The 19,879-nt window shown below is 75.8% G+C and carries 15 protein-coding genes; 9 read left to right on the forward strand and 6 right to left on the reverse strand.

Features of this window, described 5'->3' with window-relative positions; all coding sequences use genetic code 11:
- Positions 1-19 precede the first annotated feature (19 nt).
- Positions 20-400 (forward strand): hypothetical protein, encoded by a 381-nt coding sequence (locus ACWIX6_RS17545; RefSeq protein ID WP_448613714.1) that lies wholly within the window; start codon positions 20-22, stop codon positions 398-400.
- A gap of 12 nt (positions 401-412) precedes the next feature.
- Here the strand turns inward: ACWIX6_RS17545 and ACWIX6_RS17550 are convergent, their stop codons facing one another.
- A complete protein-coding gene (locus ACWIX6_RS17550) occupies positions 413-1,597 on the reverse strand; it encodes an MFS transporter (RefSeq protein ID WP_448613715.1) in 1,185 nt (394 codons plus the stop codon).
- A 56-nt stretch (positions 1,598-1,653) separates the two neighbouring features.
- Here ACWIX6_RS17550 and ACWIX6_RS17555 point away from each other — a divergent pair, with 56 nt between their 5' ends.
- Positions 1,654-2,199 (forward strand): gluconokinase, encoded by a 546-nt coding sequence (locus tag ACWIX6_RS17555; protein ID WP_448613716.1) that lies wholly within the window; start codon positions 1,654-1,656, stop codon positions 2,197-2,199.
- Between the two features lie 137 nt (positions 2,200-2,336).
- Here the strand turns inward: ACWIX6_RS17555 and pruA are convergent, their stop codons facing one another.
- Together pruA and ACWIX6_RS17565 are read right to left on the reverse strand one after the other, a co-directional pair.
- The gene (pruA, locus tag ACWIX6_RS17560) at positions 2,337-3,965 is read right to left on the reverse strand and encodes an L-glutamate gamma-semialdehyde dehydrogenase (protein WP_448613717.1); all 1,629 of its coding nucleotides are present in this window, start codon (positions 3,963-3,965) and stop codon (positions 2,337-2,339) included.
- An 88-nt stretch (positions 3,966-4,053) separates the two neighbouring features.
- Positions 4,054-4,986 carry a proline dehydrogenase family protein gene (locus ACWIX6_RS17565; protein WP_448613718.1) on the reverse strand — a complete coding sequence of 311 codons (933 nt, stop codon included), beginning with the start codon at positions 4,984-4,986 and terminating at the stop codon, positions 4,054-4,056.
- Between the two features lie 128 nt (positions 4,987-5,114).
- Between ACWIX6_RS17565 and ACWIX6_RS17570 the strand changes: the two genes are divergently transcribed.
- Genes ACWIX6_RS17570 through ACWIX6_RS17580 form a run of 3 tightly spaced genes read left to right on the forward strand, consistent with a single transcriptional unit; the run spans position 5,115 to position 9,368 of the window.
- Positions 5,115-6,296 carry a PucR family transcriptional regulator gene (locus ACWIX6_RS17570; protein ID WP_448613719.1) on the forward strand — a complete coding sequence of 394 codons (1,182 nt, stop codon included), beginning with the start codon at positions 5,115-5,117 and terminating at the stop codon, positions 6,294-6,296.
- 58 nt (positions 6,297-6,354) lie between these two features.
- A complete protein-coding gene (locus ACWIX6_RS17575; RefSeq protein WP_448613720.1) occupies positions 6,355-7,017 on the forward strand; it encodes a biliverdin-producing heme oxygenase in 663 nt (220 codons plus the stop codon).
- Positions 7,014-9,368 carry a SpoIIE family protein phosphatase gene (locus tag ACWIX6_RS17580; protein ID WP_448613721.1) on the forward strand — a complete coding sequence of 785 codons (2,355 nt, stop codon included), beginning with the start codon at positions 7,014-7,016 and terminating at the stop codon, positions 9,366-9,368. The genes ACWIX6_RS17575 and ACWIX6_RS17580 overlap by 4 nt, the downstream gene beginning before the upstream one ends.
- A 109-nt stretch (positions 9,369-9,477) precedes the next feature.
- Here ACWIX6_RS17580 and ACWIX6_RS17585 read toward each other — a convergent pair whose 3' ends face one another.
- Together ACWIX6_RS17585 and ACWIX6_RS17590 are read right to left on the reverse strand one after the other, a co-directional pair.
- On the reverse strand, positions 9,478-9,759 hold the full coding sequence (locus ACWIX6_RS17585; RefSeq protein ID WP_448613722.1) for a hypothetical protein: 282 nt from the start codon (positions 9,757-9,759) through the stop codon (positions 9,478-9,480).
- A 42-nt stretch (positions 9,760-9,801) separates the two neighbouring features.
- On the reverse strand, positions 9,802-10,860 hold the full coding sequence (locus tag ACWIX6_RS17590) for an NAD(P)-binding domain-containing protein (RefSeq protein WP_448613723.1): 1,059 nt from the start codon (positions 10,858-10,860) through the stop codon (positions 9,802-9,804).
- A 140-nt stretch (positions 10,861-11,000) separates the two neighbouring features.
- On the opposite strand from ACWIX6_RS17590, the gene ACWIX6_RS17595 reads away from it, so the two are divergent.
- Complete coding sequence (locus ACWIX6_RS17595; RefSeq protein ID WP_448613724.1) at positions 11,001-11,990, forward strand: ATP-binding protein; 990 nt, start codon at positions 11,001-11,003, stop codon at positions 11,988-11,990.
- Here ACWIX6_RS17595 and idi read toward each other — a convergent pair.
- Positions 11,987-12,532: an isopentenyl-diphosphate Delta-isomerase gene (idi, locus tag ACWIX6_RS17600; RefSeq protein ID WP_448613725.1), complete on the reverse strand. Its 546-nt coding sequence runs from the start codon at positions 12,530-12,532 to the stop codon at positions 11,987-11,989. The genes ACWIX6_RS17595 and idi overlap by 4 nt on opposite strands.
- A gap of 282 nt (positions 12,533-12,814) precedes the next feature.
- On the opposite strand from idi, the gene ACWIX6_RS17605 reads away from it, so the two are divergent.
- From ACWIX6_RS17605 to ACWIX6_RS17615, 3 genes are all read left to right on the forward strand, one after another.
- Entirely contained in the window at positions 12,815-14,491 is a 1,677-nt protein-coding gene (locus ACWIX6_RS17605) for a S8 family serine peptidase (protein ID WP_448613726.1), read from the forward strand.
- 4 nt (positions 14,492-14,495) lie between these two features.
- Positions 14,496-17,102 carry a putative bifunctional diguanylate cyclase/phosphodiesterase gene (locus ACWIX6_RS17610; RefSeq protein ID WP_448613727.1) on the forward strand — a complete coding sequence of 869 codons (2,607 nt, stop codon included), beginning with the start codon at positions 14,496-14,498 and terminating at the stop codon, positions 17,100-17,102.
- 149 nt (positions 17,103-17,251) lie between these two features.
- Entirely contained in the window at positions 17,252-19,852 is a 2,601-nt protein-coding gene (locus ACWIX6_RS17615; RefSeq protein ID WP_448613728.1) for an EAL domain-containing protein, read from the forward strand.
- Positions 19,853-19,879 lie beyond the last annotated feature (27 nt).

Here is a 19,879-nt window from a genome sequence, read left to right on the forward strand (position 1 = left end):
CACCGGGCACAGTGGAGGGGTGCACGAATCCCCCGAGACCCCCGCCGACGTCGGTGCCCGCCACGCCCGGCGGTACCTGGACCTGGTCGAGGCCGGCCGCGACGACGAGGCCGAGGCGCTGCTGCAGAGCCTGACCGACACCCGGGAGCTGGCCTTCCTGGGCGCCGGCCTCACCGTGCTCGCCCGCCGGATCGGCCGTCCCCTGCCCACGGCCATGCGCGCCCAGGCCAGCTCGCGGCAGGTCCGGCTGGCCCAGCTCCGCAACGCCGCCCGCGGCGACGCCGACGGCCTGCGCACCTGGCTGCGGGCAGCCGCCGAGGAGGTCCAGCTGGTGGCCGGCCTGGCCGAGCCCGACCCCGCCGCCCGGCGGCGGCTGTTCGACCTGGCCGTCGCCGGATGACCCCCGCCGTGGTCAGGAGGCCGCGCGGAGTGCCCGGGGCAGGGTGACCGTCAGCGGCAGGACCAACGCCATGGCCACCGCCACGAGCACGTAGCTCGCCGGCAGCCCGACCTCGGCCGCGACGGCGCCCACCAGCACGGCGCCGATCGCGGTGCCGGTGTCGTAGCAGGCGTTCCAGACCGCGCTGACCGTCGACGTCTGGCTCTCGCTCGCCCGGGCCAGGGCGATCACCAGGGTCAGGTTCTGCACCGCGCCGTAGGCGACGCCCATGCCCAGCGAGCCGGCCAGGACGGCGGCCGTCCCGCCGGCGCCCGCGGTGGACAGCCCGAGCGCCACCAGGGCCATCCCCACCGCGCCGCACGCCAGGCCGGCCGGGAACAGCAGGCGTGCCCCCATCCGGTCGACCAGCACCCCGACCCGCCAGCGGCAGACGGCACTGCTGAGACCGAACGCCAGCAGCGCTCCCGCGGCCAGTGACCCGTCGGGACGCTCGATGGGCAGGAAGGTCATCAGCCCGCCCCCGGCGAGGGTGACGGCCAGCAGCACCAGCGAGGGGGCCGCCGCCGCCCAGACCGCCGCCCGGGAGCCGCCGTCCTCCCGGTGCCCGGCCGCCGGCCGGACCGCACGGACCAGCCGGGGCACGAACACCACCCCGAACGCGCAGACCGTCGCCAGCGCCACCACCCAGGGGAAGTACCCGGCCAGCGTCAGCGCCGTCCCGCCCGGCACCGCGGCCAGCGACGCGAGCGCGGCCGCGAGGCCGAAGATGCCGATCGACTCGCCCCGCCGCTCCACCGGCACGGCCTGCGCGGCGATGGTGGAGCCGAGCACCGTCACCACGGCGAAGCCCGTACCGCGGACGGCGGAGACCGCCGCCAGCCACCACACGTCGTCGGACACCAGGTAGAGCGGCGCCGGGGCACCGAGGGCGACCAGGCCGCCGGCCAGCACCGGACCGAGCCCGAAGCGCCGCTCCAGCGCCGGGACGGCGCCCTGCACGAGCACGGTCACCACCAGGAAGACCGTGGTGACCGAGCCGGCGGTGGTGAGCCCCGCACCCCGGGCCGCCGCGTACGCCGGCAGCGCCGACAGCAGCACGGCGTAGCTGCCGATGCCGAGCACGACGATGGCGAACAGCGACCGCACCACCGGCAGCCCCCACAGCGAGCCGGTCACCGCTCCCGTCGTCCCCTGCACCGCGCCCCGTCTCCCTCGTCGCACCGCCGGCGACCGCCGTTGCCTACGGTCGGCGCATGGAACCAGCCCCCAGCATCCCGGCCACGACCACGATCGTCGTCATGGGGGTCTCCGGGTCGGGCAAGACGACCGTCGCCGAGGGCCTGGCCGCGCGGCTGGGCTGGCCGTTCGTGGAGGGCGACGAGCTGCACCCGGCGGCCAACGTCGCGAAGATGGCCGCCGGCACCCCGCTGGACGACGACGACCGCCGGCCGTGGCTGCGCCGGGTCGCCGAGGTGATCGGGGAGCACGAGCGGGCCGGGACGTCGTTCCTGCTGACCTGCTCGGCGCTCAAGCGCAGCTACCGCGACGTCCTGCGCGAGGGGCACCCCTCGGTGTGGTTCGCCCACGTGCACCCGCCGGAGGAGCTGCTCCGGGAACGGCTGGCAAAGCGGACCGGCCACTACATGCCCAGCTCCCTGCTGGACAGCCAGCTGGCCGTCCTGGAGCCGCTGGGTGCCGACGAGCCCGGCCGGGTGACCACCGGGGACGGGCCCGCGGAGGAGGCCGTCGCCGACCTCCTCGCCGCCCTCGAGGCCGACCGCGGGAGCCTGGACGGCTGACCCGACCACGACCCGGCTGCGCAGCGGCCTCCGGGAGTCCGTCGCGGGGGCCGGAGGCCTCCCGACGGATGCCCGGGCAACGGCTCAACGGCGGCCGGGCACGGCACCTGGCCGCGGTGCGGCCCGGAGGGTCGCGATCAGCCCATGTGCGGGTAGCGGTGGTCGGTCGCGGGCACGAACGTCTCCTTGATCGACCGGCTCGACGTCCAGCGCAGCAGGTTCTGCGCGGCACCGGCCTTGTCGTTGGTGCCCGACGCCCGCCCGCCGCCGAAGGGCTGCTGCCCGACGACCGCGCCGGTGGGCTTGTCGTTGACGTAGAAGTTGCCCGCCGCCTGGCGCAGGAAGCGCTGCGCGTGCGCGATCGCGACCCGGTCCTGGGCGATGACCGATCCGGTCAGCGCGTACGGGGCCGCCGACTCCATCTGCTTCAGCACGGTGTCGTACTCGCCGTCGTCGTAGACGTGCACGGCCAGCACCGGGCCGAAGTACTCGGTGGTGAACACCTCGTGGCCGGGGTCGGTGCCCTCGATGACGGTCGGCCGGACGAAGAAGCCCTCGCTGTCGTCGGCGGTGCCGCCGGCGATGACGGTCAGCGAGTCGTCGTCCTGCGCCGCCTCCAGGACCTTGGACAGCTTGGTGAACGACCGGCTGTCGATGACCGCGCCCATGAAGTTGGAGAAGTCGGTGACGTCGCCCATCGGCAGCGCCTCGGTGGTGGCGACCAGGTCGTCGCGCACCTTGCCCCACACGCTGCGCGGCACGTACGCCCGGGACGCCGCCGAGCACTTCTGGCCCTGGTACTCGAAGGCGCCGCGGATCATCGCCGTCCGTAGCACGTCGGGGTCGGCCGACGGGTGGGCGACGATGAAGTCCTTGCCGCCGGTCTCGCCGACGATGCGGGGGTAGCCGCGGTAGGAGGAGATGTTGTCCCCGACCGAGCGCCACAGGTGCTGGAACACCGCGGTCGACCCGGTGAAGTGGATGCCGGCCAGGTCGGGGTCGGCGAGCAGGACCTCGGACACCGCGATGCCGTCGCCGGGCAGCATGTTGATCACGCCGGGCGGCAGGCCGGCGGCCTCGAGCAGCCGCATGAGGAAGTGCGCCGCGAACTGCTGGGTCGGCGCGGGCTTCCAGACGACGGTGTTGCCCATCAGCGCCGGGGCGGTGGGCAGGTTGCCCGCGATCGCGGTGAAGTTGAACGGGGTGACCGCGTAGACGAAGCCCTCCAGCGGGCGATGGTCGACCCGGTTCCACACGCCGGGTGAGGACACCGGCTGCTCGGCCAGCACCTGCCGGGCGAAGTGCACGTTCCAGCGCCAGAAGTCGATCAGCTCGCAGGCGCTGTCGATCTCGGCCTGGTAGGCGGTCTTGCTCTGGCCGAGCATGGTGGCGGCGTTGAGCGTCTGCCGCCATGGTCCGGCGAGCAGGTCGGCGGCCTTGAGGAACACCGCGGCCCGGTCGTCGAAGGTCAGCTCCGACCAGCCGGGGGCCGCCTGCTTCGCGGCGCGGGCGGCCTCCTGCGCGTCGGCGGCCGTCGAGTGCGCGGAGGTGCCGAGCACCTGCGCGTGCCGGTGCGGGGCGACCACGTCGAACCGGTCGCCGCGGGGCATGCGCGAGGTGCCGCCGACGGTGGCGGTCAGCTCGGCGGGTGCGGCGGCCAGCTCACCGAGCCGTTCCTGCAGCGCGGCCCGCTCCGGGGAGCCGGGGGCGTAGTCCTTGACGGTCTCGTTGCCCGGCGCGGGGACCTGGGTGACGGCGTCGATCATTGAGGTGACTCCTTCGATCGGTCGGTGTCGGCCACCCTTCAGGGTCCCGCGGCGAGCCTGCGAGGCGTCGGGGAAGGGTGGTCCTTTTTCAGGACTTGGTGGCGAGCGAGCGGAGGAAGAACTGCAGGTTGGCTGGGCGCTCGGCCAGCCGGCGCATGAAGTAGCCGTACCAGTCGGCGCCGTAGGGGACGTAGGCCCGCACGGTGTGCCCGGCGGCGGCCAGCCGACGCTGCTCGTCGGGGCGGATGCCGTACAGCAGCTGGAACTCGTAGCTGTCCGGCGTCCGCCCGGTCTCGGCGACCAGCTCGAGCAGCCGCGCGATCATCGCCGGGTCGTGGGTGCCGGCCATCGGGTACCCGCCGCCGCGGACCAGCACCTCCAGGCAGCGCGCGTAGGCGGCGTCGACCTCGGCCTTGTCCTGGTGGGCCACGGACGGCGGCTCGTCGTAGGCGCCCTTGACCAGCCGCACCCGGGAGCCGGGGACGGCGAGCGCGCGGGCGTCGTCCTCGGTGCGGTGCAGCATGGCCTGCAGGACGGCGCCGGTGCCCGGGTGCTCCCGGCGCAGCTCGGCGAGGACCCCGAGGGTCGAGTCGACCGTCCGGGAGTCCTCCATGTCCAGGGTCACGGTGGTGCCCATCGCGGTGGCGGCCTCCACGACCGGGCGCACCAGCGCCAGCGCGACGTCCTCGCCGCCGGCCGGCAGCGCCTGGCCGAAGGCGGACAGCTTCACCGACACCTCGGCCCGCCGGCCCAGCCGCAGCGGGGCCAGCCCGTCCAGCAGCGCCAGGTAGGCGTCCCGCGTGCGCTCGGCCTCGCGGCGGTCGGTGACGTCCTCGCCGAGGTGGTCCAGGGTCACCGCGATGCCCTCCGCGGTGAGCGCGCGCACCGCGGTGAGCGCCTCGGGCAGCGTCTCGCCGGCGACGAACCGGTCGACCACCCGCCGGGTGACCGGCGTGCCGGTCACCACCTTCCGCAGGCCGGGACGGCGGGCCGCGGCCAGCAGGGCCTTCTGGGTGAGCACGGGCACCTCCGGGGACGGGTGGTCTGTGACACAGACGCTAGGAGCCGCGCGGCCCGGTGCGCCAGCGACAGATGTCCGGACTCGCCGCACCAGCTTCGTACGATCGTCTGACCGAGGGAAGGGGCCGCATGCGCGACGACCTGCAGGACGTGGTGGACGCGGTGGCGGCGGCGCTCGGCGCCCCGGCGACGCTGGAGGACCGTGACTTCACCCTGCTCGCCTTCTGCGCGCACCCCGACGACGAGGGCGACGGGGCGGGCACCACGCTGGACGCCGTCCGCACCCGGTCGATCCTCACCCGGGGGTCGCCCGAGCCGACCCGGCGCTGGTTCGAGGAGTTCGGCATCGCCACCGCCACCGCGCCGCTGCGCACCCCCGCCGACCCGGCGGCCGGGATCCTCACCCGGCTGTGCATCCCGGTCCGGTCGGCCGGGCGGCTGCACGGCTGGCTGTGGCTGCTCGACGAGGGCCGGACCGACCCCGCCGACCCGGCCGCGCCCGGGCTCGCCGCGGCGGTCGCCCTGGCGGCGGAGGCCGGTCGGCTGCTGGCCGCCGAGGACGGCCCGGGGACGGCGGACCTGGCCGCGGCCCTGCGCTCGGTGCTGCTCGGCATCGCCCCGCAGCGGGCCACCCCGGCACTGACCGCCGCGCTCGGCGAGCGGACGCCGGTGGTGCTCGTCGCGCTGCACCCCGCGGCCGACGGGCTGCCCGCGGACTGGGTCCCGCCGGCGGCCGGCGCCGTCCCGGCGGTGCTCGACGGCGGCGAGGTCGCCGTCCTGCTGCCCCTCCCGCGGGCCGGCGACCCGCGGCCGGCCGGCGCGCTGACCGCGGCCGCGCTGACCGGCCTGCCGCCCGGGAGCACCGCCGGGGTGTCCGCCGCCCGCACCGGCTGCGCTGAGCTGACCGCCCAGTGGCACGAGGCCAGGACCGCCGCGCGGGTCGCGGCCGTGGCCCCGGACCTCGCGCCGGTCGCGTCCTGGGCCGAGCTCGGCGCGTGGCGGCAGGTCGCCCAGCTGACCGGACCCGACCCGGTCCTCGCGCCGCTGCTGGCCGACCCGCTGCTCACCGAGACCGCCGCCGTGTGGCTGGACCGGGCCGGCAGCCCGCAGCGCGCCGCCGCGGCGCTGTGCATCCACCGGCAGACGCTGTACTACCGGCTCGGCCGGATCGCCGAGCTGACCGGCCTGGACCTGGCCGACGGCGCGGACCGGCTGCTCCTGCACCTGGGCGTCCGGGCCGCGCGGCTGGCCACCGCGTCCCCGGTGCGGCCAGCGGGCGGGCCGGATCGTGACCTAAGCTCAGGGGGCTGATGATCGGAGGACAGCCGCTGCGCGACGGCAGGGACGGACCTCCGGGGACGGGGACCGGGTGACCGACGACGGGGACGTCCTGCGCCGTCTGCGCACCGGCACCGCCCGCGAGCACGAGGCCGTCGAGTCGGCCCTGGACCTGCTCGACGACGGGCTGACCGCCCTCCGGCTCACCGCGGTGCTCTCCCGGATGCACGGCTTCTGGCTCGCCGCGGAGGCCGGGCTGGACGACTGGGCCGCTGCCGACCCGGCCGCCGCGGCCGCCGTGCGGTGGAGCGACCGGCGCCGGGCGCACCTGTTCGCCGCCGACCTCGCCGCCCTCGGCGCCCCCGCCCCCCGGGTTGCGGCCCGCCCCCGGCTCGCCGCCGTCCCGGACACCGACGCGGCTCTGGGCCGGCTGTACGTGCTGGAGGGGTCGACGCTGGGTGGGGTGTTCATCGACCGGCACCTGGCCACGCTCCCCCAGCTGGGCGGCGCGGCACCGCTGCGCGCGTTCTCCCCCTACGGCGAGCGGACCGGCGCCATGTGGCACGGCTTCCGCACGGCCACCCGCGCCCACGTGGCCGCCGGCGGGGACCCCGACCGCCTGGTCGCCGCGGCCCGGCAGACCTTCGCCGACCTCGCCGCCTGGTGCGGCGCGCCCCTGCCGGAGGAGCCCGGCCCGACCCCCACCGGCCCGCACGCCCGCGCCGGCCGACGGAACGAGGTCCCCGTCCGATGACCGACCAGATGCGGTTGGGGAGCTGGCTGGCGCCGGGCACCCCGGTGGACCTCAGCAACTGCGAGCGCGAGCCGATCCACGTGCCGGGCAGCATCCAGCCGCGCGGGGTCCTGCTGGCGGTCAGCGAGCCGGACATGGTCGTCCGGCAGGTCTCCCGGAACCTGGCCGACGTCGTCGGCACCGCGTGGGACGACGCGCTGGGCCGGCCGCTCGCCGAGGTGCTGGGCACGGTGCCGGCGCAGGCCGTCGCCCGCTCCGCGCGGGCCTTCGGCGACCTGCGCGAGCGCAACCCGGTCGAGCTGGTGCTGGACCGGGAGGGCAGCCCCGTCCCGGTCGACGCGATCCTGCACCGCGCCGTCCACGCCCTGGACCTGCCCGGGGCGCCGGACACCCGGCCCGCGACGAGCACCCTCGTGGTGGAGCTGGAACCGGCCTACGGACCCCGTCCGTTCAGCTTCCCGAACACCTACCAGGCGGTGCGCGGGACGATCAGCGAGCTGAACCGCACCTCGGACCTGCAGCAGCTGTACGACATCACCGCCACGGCGGTGCGCACCCTGACCGGCTTCGACCGGGTGATGGTCTACCGCTACGACGCCGACTACAACGGCGAGGTCGTCGCCGAGGCCAAGGCACCGCAGCTGAACTCCTTCCTCGGGCTGCACTACCCCGCCTCGGACATCCCGGCACAGGCCCGCGCGCTGTACGAGAAGAACTGGATCCGGCTCATCTCCGACGTCGGCTACACCCCGGCGCCGCTGGAGCCGGTCGACCTGCCCGCCACCGGCCGGCCGCTGGACCTCACCTACTCGACGCTGCGCAGCGTGTCCCCGATCCACTGCGAGTACCTGACGAACATGGGCGTGCAGGCGTCGATGTCCATCTCACTGCTGGACGGCGACCGGCTGTGGGGGCTCATCGCCTGCCACCACTACTCCGGGCCGCACGCCCCGCCCTACGCCACCCGGGCCGCCGCCGAGTTCCTCGGCTCCACGCTGTCGCTGCGACTGGTGGACCGCGCCGCCGACGAGGAGCACCGGCGCGCGCTGCGGGTCCGCTCCACGCTGGCCTGGCTGACGGCCGCCGCGCTGGACGAGGACCGCCCGCTGGCCGAGACCATGCTGGGCTCCCCCGGCCTGCTCGACGTCGTCCCGGCCGACTCCGTGCTGGTGAGCCTGCAGGGGCACACCGGTGCCGCCGGCGTGCCCCTGTCGCCGGAGACGGCCCGCGCCCTCGCCGCGTGGGTCGCCGACCAGTCCGGTGACGTGGTGTCCACCGACCGGCTCCCCCTGGTGGCCCCGCAGCTGGGCGTGCCCGCCGACCAGGCCAGCGGGGCGCTCGCGCTGGTCCTCCCCGAGGGCCAGTACGTCATCTGGGCGCGCGCCGAGCGGGTGCACTCGGTCGACTGGGGCGGCGACCCGCACAACAAGGCGATCGCCGAGCGTGAGGGCGACTCGGTCCGGCTGTCGCCCCGCAAGTCCTTCGACCGGTGGCGGGAGACCGTCCGCAACCGGTCCGAGCCCTGGACCCCCGCGCAGTGCACCGAGGCCGGCGACCTGCGCACCAACCTGCTCGAGTCGCTGTACGCCCGCTCCCGCCGGGTCGCCCAGGCCGCGCTGACCCTGCAGCGCAGCATGCTGTCCGAGCCGCCGGCGCCGGAGCACCTCCAGGTCACCGTGCGCTACGTGCCCGCAGCCCAGGACGCCCAGGTGGGCGGCGACTGGTACGACGTCTTCTCGCAGCCGGACGGCGCCACCGCCCTGGTCATCGGCGACGTCGTCGGCCACGACACCGAGGCGGCCGCCTGCATGGGCCAGCTGCGCGGTCTGCTGCGCGGGATCAGCTTCGACAGCGCCGACAGCCCGGCCGGGGTGCTGCGCCGGCTGGACCGGGCGATGGACGGGCTGCGCCTGCAGACCCTGGCCACCGCGGTCGTCGCCCGGCTGGAGCAGAGCCCCGAGGAGGTCGAGTCCGGGGTGACCCGGCTGCGCTGGTCCAACGCCGGCCACCCGCCCCCCGTCGTCCTGCTGCCGGACGGGACCACCGAGGTGCTGGACCGGCCCGCGGCGGAGCTGCTCGTCGGGGTGCACGTCGACGCCCGGCGCACCGACCACGTGGTGAGCCTGCCCCGCGGCTCGACGGTGCTGCTCTACACCGACGGCCTGGTGGAGCGCCGGGACCAGCCCTTCGACGACGGCATCGAGAACCTGCGCACCGAGCTGAGCGCGCTGCGGGACGTGCCGGTGGCCGAGCTCGCCGACCGGCTGCTGGCCCGGGTGCTGCCCGACCGCGCCCAGGACGACGTCGCGCTGATCACCGTCCGGCTGCACCCCCACGACCGCCCCGCCTGAAGAAGGACCCCGTCCTCCTCATGCCTCGCACGCTCGGCACGAGCCTCTGGACGGGGCCTGGGGTCAGCGGCCCTCCGCGCTCTCGGTACCGAGAGCGCGGGGGTCGGGGTCAGCGGTCGGTGAACTCGGGGGTCAGGCCGTCGCCCTGGTCCTCGCCCTGGTCGTCGCCCGCGCCGGCCGCGGGCAGCGGCGCGTCGGCGGCGGCGGCCGCCGCGGCCTCCGGGGAGTCCTCCACGGCCGGCGTCGCCGGGGTGTCGTCCGGTGCCTCCAGTGTCTCCAGCAGCCGCCGCTCGTCGGCGGTCAGCGGGCCGCCGTCGGGCCGCTCGCCCGGCTCACCGTCGTCGCTGCCGGTGGCCATCGCGGTGTCCGGGGTGGTGTCGTCTGGGCTCATCGTCCTGCACTACCTGCCCCGGGCGGCCGTCAACCGTCGAGGTCAGGCCGCCGCGTCCCCGGCGAGGGTGGCCAGCAGCTCCCGGGCGGCCCGGGGGCCGGCCCGGTTGGCCCCGATGGTGCTGGCCGACGGGCCGTAGCCGACCAGGTGCAGCCGGGGCTCGGCGACCACCCGGGTGCCGTCCATGACGATGCCGCCGCCGGGTGCCCGCAGGTGCAGCGGCGCCAGGTGCTCCAGCGCCGGCCGGAAGCCGGTCGCCCACAGCACGACGTCGGCCCGGAGGGTGCGGGCCGGCCGGTCGCCGGCCGCGTCCCAGGCGACGCCGTCGGGCGTGAGCCGGTCGAACACCGGCAGCCGGGTCAGCACGCCCCGGTCGCGGGCGGCGCGCACCGCGTCGGTCTCCACCAGGCCGGTGACCCCGACGACGCTGCCCGGCGGCAGCCCGGCCCGCACCCGCCGGTCGACCAGCGCGACGGCGGCCCGCCCGGCGTCGGCGTCGAAGTCGGTCCGGCGCCAGACCGGCTCCCGGCGGGTCACCCAGGTGGTGGTCGCCACCTCGCTGATCTCGATGAGCTGCTGCACGGCGGAGGTGCCGCCGCCCACCACGACCACGTGCTGCCCGCAGAACTCCTCGGCGTCCCGGTAGTCGGCGGCGTGCAGCTGCCGGCCACCGAACAGCTCCCGACCGGGGTAGGCCGGCCAGAAGGGCCGGGTCCAGGTGCCGGTGGCGTTGACCAGCCCGGACGCCGTCCACGGCCCGGCGCTGGTCTCCAGCGCGAAGCCCGCCTCGGTGCGGCGCACCGCGCGGACGACCACCGGCCGGTGGACCGGGAGGTCGAAGCGCCGCTCGTAGGCGGCGAAGTACCCGGCGACCACCTCGGCGGCCGGGGTGGCCGGGTCGGCGTGGGGCAGGTCCATGCCGGGCAGCGGCGCGATCCGGTGGGCACGGTCCAGGCGCAGCGAGGGCCAGCGGTGCTGCCAGGCCCCACCCGGACCGGCGTCGCCGTCGAGCAGCACGAAGTCCGCGCCGGCCCGGGACAGCGCGGACGCCGCGGACAGGCCGGCCTGGCCGCCACCGATCACCACGACCTCGTTGTGCACCCCGCCTGCAACGCGGCGGCGACGGCGGGCATGCCGAGGGGTGAGGCACCGCATCCGCCGCACGCGGCCGGGTATGTGTCGGAACGACCTCCCCGGGCACACAGGGGAGGTCGGAGAAGACGACACGACGGGGGATCGGCATGGCGCACGACGAGCGCAGACCGGACGGGTACCGGCACGTGGGCCACGTGCCGGCGCCGCACGAGGACCTGGCGTCGACCGTCGCCGGGTTCGTGCAGCAGGTCAGGGCGGACGGCGACCGGGTGGTCATCGCCTGCCACGAGCCGGTGGCGGGTGCGCTGACCGGCGCGTTCGCCGGGAGCGACGTGGCCGTGGTGACCCCGGGGCGGGTGGACGGCCGTCCGGCCAGCGGCGTGGCGGAGATGCTGCGCCTGGTCGAGCAGGAGCAGCCCGCCGACGGCCACCGGCTGCAACTGGTCACCAGCACGTCGGGCCCGGCCGGCGGGTGGACCGGCTGCATGCAGACCGAGGCGCTGCTCAACCACGTGCTGGCCGACCGTGCGGTCGACCACCTGTGCCTGATCGGCCCGGTCACCGGACACCCCGCGGGCCCGGAGCCGGACGAGGTGGTCGGTGCGACGCACCCGTGGCTGCTGACCGGCGTGGGGCTCGCCGCCAACCCCGGTTACCGGGAGCCGGCCGAGGTGGTCACCGAGCTGCAGCGGTCCCGCGTCCCGGACCCGATCGAGGACACCGAGCCGGCGCTGGCGCTGCTGGACCTCGACGACATGCGGTCGCTGCGCCGCGCGGTCACCCGGGTGCTGGCCGACAGCGACCTGGACCCCGACGCGGCGCAGGACTTCGTGCTGGCCATCGACGAGATCGTCGCCAACGCCGCCGAGCACGGTGTCCCCCCGGTCGACGTCCGGCTGTGGTGCGGCCACGACCGGCTGCTGTGCTCCATCAGCGACCACGGCGCCTGCTTCGACGACCCGCTCGCCGGTTACGGCCCGGCGCACGGTGACATGTCCGTGGGCGGCATGGGGCTGTGGCTGGCGCGGCAGTCCGTGGACGACCTGGTGGCCGCTCCGACCGCGCCGACCGGCGAGGGCTGCACCGTCCGGCTGGTCCTCTCCGCCCGGTCCGGCCGCAGCGCGGTCCCTGCCTAGGGACCCGGCACCAGCCCCTCGGCCTCGATCAGCCGGGCCTGCTCCCGGCACCACGGCGACCAGGCGTCGCCCTCGGTCTCCTGCCGCCGGCGGAACGTCGCCCAGTCCAGCAGCTCCCACTCGGCCACCTCGGTCGGGTCGGGCGCCGTCGACCCGGTGAAGCGACCGAGGTACACCGGGCAGATCTCGTTCTCCACGACACCCCGGAACTCCGCTCGGTACCGGTAGCCGGGCAGGGCCGGGCGGACGTCGGAGACCCCGAGTCCCAGCTCGAAGCCGGCCCGGCGGGCGATGGCCGCGGCGTCGTCCTCACCGGGGCCCGGGTGGCCGCACACGGTGTTGGTCCACATCCCCGGGAACGTCGACTTGTCCAGCGCGCGGCGGGTGACCAGCAGCCGGCCGTCGTCGTCGAACAGGTAGGCCGAGAAGGCCCGGTGCAGCGGCGTCTCGCCGGTGTGCACCAGCGCCTTCGGCATGGCGCCGATCGCGGCGCCGGCCTCGTCGACCAGCACGATGAGCTCTTCGGTCCGGGTTCCTGCCACGTCGTCCATCGTGGCCCATCGTCGCGGACCCGGGACCGGCACGCCCGTCGCCGGTCGCCCCACCGCTCACCCGACCGGGCTCGAACCCCCCTCCCGGCGGGTGAGACCACCGCCGGGACGCTCAGCCTCCCACCCCTGGCCGTCGACACCCCGTGGAGCACCACCACCACGTGCACACGGACGTGCACGCCACGACCAGGAGGTATCAGTGAGCAACACCAGCAGGAGCGGTCGGCCCCGCGGGGGCCCGGCCCTCCGCGGCGTCATCTGGGAAGGCACCCGATGAGGCCCCAGCGCGTCATCACGGTCGCCGCGGCAGCCGCGGTCGTCGCGGGCATGTCCGCACCGGCGACGGCGTCGGCCGCCACGGAGGGGTCGGGGGCACAGGTCCCCGTCGTGGTCCGGGAGGCAACGGGCACCGGCGCCGCTCCGGAGCGGGCCGTCGCCGCGTTCGGTGGCACCGTCGTCCGGCAGCTCGACATCATCAACGGCTTCAGCGCCCGAGTACCGGCGGACCGGCTCGAGGCGCTGCGGGCGGTCCGTGGCGTCGACGAGGTGACCGAGGACGCCGGACTGACGCTGCAGAGCACCGACGTCGCCGACCAGGCGTCCCAGCCGGGCTCGCTGTACACGATCGCCAACCAGGTGACCGGGGCTGCGGCGATGTGGCAGGCCGGGTACACCGGCAAGGGCGTCGACGTCGCCGTCATCGACTCGGGCACCGTCCCGGTCGACGGGTTCACCACTCCGGGCAAGCTGGTCCACGGGCCGGACTTCTCCTTCGAGGCCGGCACGCCGGCGGAGAACCTGGACAGCTACGGTCACGGCACCCACATGGCCGGCATCATCGCCGGCCGGGACGATGCGGCTGCCGGCGCGCCCGCCGGCGACAGCGACGACTTCATCGGCATGGCGCCGGACGCCCGGATCGTCAGCATCAAGATCGCCGACTCGCACGGCCGCACCGACGTCTCCCAGGCGATCGCCGCGATCGACTGGGCGGCGCAGAACCGGACGAAGAACGGCATGAACATCCGGGTGCTGAACATGTCGTTCGGCACCGACGGTGTCCAGGACTACCTGCTCGACCCGCTGGCCTTCGCCGCCGAGCAGGCCTGGCACAAGGGCATCGTCGTCGTGGTCGCCGTCGGCAACGGGGGCCTGGGCACGGGGAAGGTCGCCAACCCGGCCTACGACCCGTACCTCATCGCCGTCGGCAGTGCCGCGACCCACGGCACCGCGACCACGGCCGACGACGCCGTCTCCGCCTTCTCCAACGACGGCGACGGCACCCGCAACCCCGACGTGGTCGCCCCCGGCGAGCGGGTGGTCAGCCTGCGGAGCCCCGGGTCCTACCTGGACCAGGAGCACCCGGCCGCCCGGATCGGCGAGCGGCTGTACCGCGGCAGCGGCACCTCGCAGGCGGCCGCCGTGGTCTCCGGGGCGGCGGCGCTGATCATCTCGCAGCGTCCCAACATCCGCCCGGACGCGGTGAAGGCGCTCCTCACCGGGACGGCGCGGCCCATCCCGGGCGCACCTGCCACGGCGCAGGGCCGCGGGGTCATCGACCTCGCGGCAGCGAAGTCCGTCAAGACCCCCAACGTCCGGCAGAACCACGCGCAGTCCACCGGACGCGGGTCCCTGGAGGCTGCCCGCGGCTCGGTCCACGTGAAGGTCGGCGGCAAGGAGGTCCGCGGTGAGGTCGACGTCCGCGGGAGGACGTTCGACTCCCGCAAGCACGCCGACCAGGTCCGCACCGGGACGGTCGACACGTCCGGCGTGACCTGGTCCGGCGTGACCTGGTCCGGCGTGACCTGGTCCGGCGTGACCTGGTCCGGCGTGACCTGGTCCGGCGTGACCTGGTCCGGCGTGACCTGGTCCGGCGTGACCTGGTCCGGGGTCACCTGGTCCGGGGTCACCTGGTCCGGGGTCACCTGGTCCGGCGTGACCTGGGCCTGAGTCGATGACGACGACGAACGGCGGCGGGTCCGCCGGCAGGAGCAGGAACCGTCTGGGTGCGTCCCAGCGGATCATGGTGCTGACGGCGACCCTGGCCGCGGCCGCGGCGACGCTGTTCGTCGTCGTCGTCCAGTCGCTGCCCGCAGCATCCACGGCCGCGACCGTGCCGTGGGTGCTGTGGGCGGTGGCCTTCGGCGTGAGCGAGGCCTTCCCGGTGCACGTGCAGTGGAAGAAGGACTCCCACACGTTCTCGCTCACCGACCTGGTGCTGGCTGCCGGGCTGGTCCTGGCGGTCCCGGGCCAGCTGGTGCCGGCCCTCGTGGTGGGCACGGGCACGACCCTGCTGCTGCACCGCCGTCAGCGGGGGCTCAAGCTGGCCTTCAACGTCGCCCAGTACGCGGTGGGCGGCACGCTGGCCACCACGCTCTTCGCCGTCCTCGCCGCTCCGGCCGGCGACTCGTGGGACTGGCTGGCGGCGCTGGCGGCCGCCGGGATCTCCACCGTCGTCGCGAACGCGTGCGTCTTCGCCGCCATCAGCCTCTCGCAGGGGCGCTTCGACCTCGGCACGCTCGTCTCCATGTGTTCGACGACCGTGCCGGCCGCTGTCGCCGCAGCCGCCGTCGGTCTCGTCGTGGCCCGCAACGTCGTCCACGACCCCGGTGCCCTGGCGCTGCTGGCGTTGCCGACGATCCTGGTGATCGTCGCCTACCGGGCCGTCACCCGCGCCAACGAGCAGCAGGACAACCTGCGGGTGCTGCACGAGGTGACCGCCCTGCTGCACCACGGCGACAGCCGCGCCGCGCTGGGTGACTTCCTCACCTCGGTCCGGTCCGCCTTCCGCGCCGACCTGGCCGAGCTGGTCCTCCTGGACACCGCGGACTCCGGCGCGCCCACGCTGAACGTCAGCCGGGAGGGCGGTGGGGTGTCCCTCGGAGCGGAGCTCGGCGACCCCGAGGACGCCGAGCGCCTGATGCGGCTGGCCATGGCCGGCGGGGCCCTGCGCACCGGCGCGGAGCGGGGCGGGCCGCTGGACGCCTACGCGTCCGCCCGCGACGTCAAGGACGCCATGGCCGCCGTGCTGCGCACCGAGGACCGGGTGCACGGTCTGATGGTGATCGGTGGACGGCACGGTGACGTGTCCACGTTCACCGAGACCGACCTCGCCCTCCTGGAGACGTTCTCCCGGCACGTCGGCACGTCCCTGGAGCGCGGCCGCCTCGAGGAGACGCTGCGCCAGGTCACCGACCTCAAGGAGCAGCTGCGCCACCAGGCCCTGCACGACCCGCTGACCGACCTGCCCAACCGCACCCTGTTCATCGACCGGGTGCAGCAGGCCGTCGCCGCGGCTGCGCGCACGCAGGCCTGGCCGGCCGTGCTCTACGTCGACCTGGACGGCTTCAAGCCGGTGAACGACACCTACGGGCACGAGGCCGGCGACCTGCTGCTGCGCACCGTCGCCACCCGGCTGCGGCAGTCCCTGCGCGCCGGGGACACCGCGGCCCGGCTGGGCGGCGACGAGTTCGCCGTCCTGCTGGAGGGGCCGGTCGACGACGCCGGTGTCGCCGGGGTCGTGGACCGCCTGCAGGAGCGGCTCGGCGTGCCGGTGGACCTCGGCGGCGCCCGGGTCACCACGGTCGGCGCCAGCATCGGTGTCGCCGTCTGCGACGCGACCGCCCGGGACGCCGACGAGCTGATCCGGCGGGCCGACGTGGCCATGTACACCGCCAAGCGCGGCGGCGGCAACGCCGTCTGCCTGCACGGGCCGCACCTGGAGACGCCGGAGTCGGTGACCCCGGCCGCCGAGCTCGAGCAGGCGGTCCGGGACGGCGAGCTGCGCGTCGTCTACCAGCCGCTGATCGACCTGGCCAGCGGGCAGCTCACCGGGGCGGAGGCGCTGGTGCGCTGGCAGCACCCCGTGGACGGCGTCCGGATGCCCGACTCGTTCATCCCGCTGGCCGAGGAGACCGGCCTGATCGTGCCGCTCGGCGCCCAGGTGCTGCTGCAGGCCTGCGCGGAGGCCGCCCGGTGGGTGGCCGCCCGGCCCGACCTCACCGGCCTGATGGTCACGGTGAACCTCTCCGCCCGCCAGCTCATGCACCCCGAGGTGGTCGGGCACGTGCGGACGGCGCTGCAGTCCGCCGGGCTGGCCCCCGAGCGGCTGGTCCTGGAGATCACCGAGACCGTGCTCATGCACGACCGCGACGCCGCCGCCACCGCGCTGTGGGGCCTCAAGCGGCTGGGCGTGCGCATCGCGATCGACGACTTCGGGACCGGCTACTCCTCGCTGGCCTACCTGCGCCGGTTTCCGATCGACATGCTCAAGGTCGCCCGCGAGTTCGTCGACGGCCTGGGGCGGGACGCCAACGACGACGTGATCACCCGGGCCATCGTCGACCTGGCCGACACCCTCGGCCTGCTCACCGTGGCCGAGGGCGTGGAGTCCACCAACCAGCAGGAGCACGTCGCGGCCCTGGGCTGCGACCTGGCGCAGGGCTACCTGTTCGCCCGCCCCGTCGCCGCGGAGGACCTGCACGCCATGGTGCTCGACGTCGTCGGCGGGGCGTCCGGGCAGCCGGTGCACCGGGCCGGGGAGCTGGCCACGGCCGGCTGAGCCGAGCGGCCGGCACCCGTCGCCGGGGGCTGGACCCGGGCGGCCTGCTCGGGGAGGGTGAGGGCCCGGGCGGCTCGGGTGCAGCGGCGCCTCCCGGCGTCCGAAGACGACCAGGACAGGTGCACGACGACAGCGGGGGGACGACCGACGTGGACACGCCCAGGACGGCGGGCCGGCCGGCGACCGCGCGCGCCGAGGCGGCGCCCGGCCCGGACGGCTGCCTGGGCGCCCTCGCCGCCCCGGCGCTCCTGGTCTCCGCGGACTGCACCGTGGCCGCGGCCGACGCGCTGTTCCGCCAGGACGAGACCCTGCGCTGGGTGGTCCTGAACCGGCCGGGCACACCGGTCCCGGTCGACCGGTCCCGGGTCGAGACCGCGATGACCGGGCGGCCGGGCCGCCGGCGGCGGCAGCGGCGACGGCGCCCGCTGGCCGACCTGGTCGTCCCCTCCGGACCGGTCCTCCCCGCCGACGTCCCGGTGGCGCTGGCCGCCGCCGAGGTGCTCCCGCAGCGGGCGGGCGACGACGGCCCGGACGCGCTCGTGGTCACCTGGCCCGACGACCGGCTCGGAGTCGTCCCTCTCTCCGTGCTCGTCGAGCAGGTCGCCGCCCAGTACGCGCACTCCGCGCTGCACGACCCGCTCACCGGCCTGCCCAACCGGCTCTTCCTGCTGCAGCGACTGTCCCGGACGGCCGGCGACGGGGCGGCCGGCGTGCTCTGCCACGTCGACCTGGACCGCTTCAAGGACGTCAACGACGACCTCGGGCACGGGGCGGGCGACGACGTGCTGGTCGAGTTCGCCCAGCGGCTGCGCTCGGTGGCCCGCGCCGAGGACCTGGTGGTCCGGCTCGGCGGCGACGAGTTCGCCGTCCTGACCGGTACCCCGCTGACACCCGCCCAGAGCACCGCGTTCGCCGAGCGGATCGTGCTGGCCGCGGCCGCCCCGTACGCCGTGCAGGGCCGCGGCACCGCCGGCGGGCAGCTGGTGAGCCTCAGCGCCAGCGTCGGGGTCGCCAGCGCCGCGGGCACGACGACGGAGGGCCGGCGGGACTCGCTGGACGCCCTGCTGCACCGGGCGGACCTCGCCGTCTACCGGGCGAAGTCGCTGGGCCGGGGCCGGGTCGCGCACTTCATCGACGAGATGCTGGCCGACGAGCAGACGATCGACGCCGCCCGCGCGCGCCGCCACATGGAGCGGCGGCTGCGCGACGCCATCGAGCACGGCGGTCTGAGCGTGCACTTCCAGCCCGTGGTGGCCCTGCCCTCCGGGCAGGTCACCGGCGTGGAGGCGCTGGCCCGCTGGGACGACGCCGAGCTGGGCTGCGTCCCCCCGGACGAGTTCATCCCCGTCGCCGAGCAGACCGGGCTGATCGTCGACCTCGGCCGCTGGGTCCTGGACGCGGCCTGCCAGGAGGCGGCCCGGTGGCCGACCGGGCACTCCGGCCTCGCGCCGACCGTGGCGGTCAACGTGTCACCGGTGCAGCTGGCGCAACGCGGCTTCACCGACGACGTGACCGGTGCCCTGCGCCGCAGCCGGCTCGCGCCCGAGCGGCTGTGCCTGGAGATCACCGAGACCGCGGCGATCACCGACCTGGCGGCGACCGCCGTCCGGCTGGGCGAGCTGCGCGCGCTGGGCGTGCGCCTGGCCCTGGACGACTTCGGCGCCGGGCACTCGTCCCTGACCCTGCTCCGCAGCCTGCCGGTGCACCTGGTGAAGATCGACCGCTCCTTCATCGAGCAGGTCACCCGCGACACGGCCGACGCCGTCCTGGTCCGGCTGGTCGTCGAGGCCGCGCACAGCCTCGGCCGCCGGGTGTGCGCCGAGGGCGTGGAGACCGTCGAGCAGGCCCGGCAGCTGGTCGCCATGGGCTGCGACGCCGCGCAGGGCTGGCTGTTCGGCCGCCCGCAGCCGGCGTCCCCCCAGCTGGCCCGCGTGCTGGGCGAGCGGTCCGCGAGCGTCCCGGTCGCGGCCGGCGGGGACGTGCCCGTGCTGCCGCTGGGCGGCAACGACGAGCTGGTCCTGGCCACCACGCCCGAGCGGGTGATCACCTACGCCTCGGCGAGCAGCGGCGCCATCCTGGGCTGGCTGCCGCAGGAGCTGGTGGGCACCTCGGTGCTCGACCACCTGCACCCCGACGAGCGGGCCCGCGCCACGGCCGGCCGGCGCCTGGCCACGCTCTACACCGACGGCACCACGGTGCACCGGGTGCTGCACCGCCGCGGCGCGGTCCGCTGGCTGGAGAGCACCACCCGGCGGCTGGTCGACGAGCACGGCCGGGTCCGGGAGGTGCTGTCGGTGTCCCGGGACGTGACCTCCACCGTGGAGGCGCAGCGGGCACTGGCCGACAGCGAGGCGATGTTCCGGCACGCCTTCGACGACGCACCCATCGGCATGGCGCTGACCAGCCTGGACGGCGCGTTCCTCCGGGTGAACAAGGCCTTCGCCGCCCTGGTGCGCACGACCACGGAGGCGCTGCACGAGCTCCGGGTGCAGGACATCACGCACCCCGACGACCTGGCCACCGACGCGGCCAACATCGCCGACCTGGCCGAGGGCCGGGCGCAGGTGCAGGACGTCCCCAAGCGGTACCGCCGTCCCGACGGCACCGACGTGCCGGTGGTCGTGCACGCGTCCGTGGTGCACGGCGAGGACGGCGAGCCGGCCCACGTGTTCGCGCACGTGCTGCCGCGGGTGGCCCCCGCTCCCCCGGCGCGCGCGCCCCGGCACACGGCTTCGCCGTCCCATCACTGAGCGCCGCCCGGACCGGGCAGGAAGGGG

The sequence above is a fragment of the Modestobacter sp. URMC 112 genome (genome assembly GCF_053502575.1).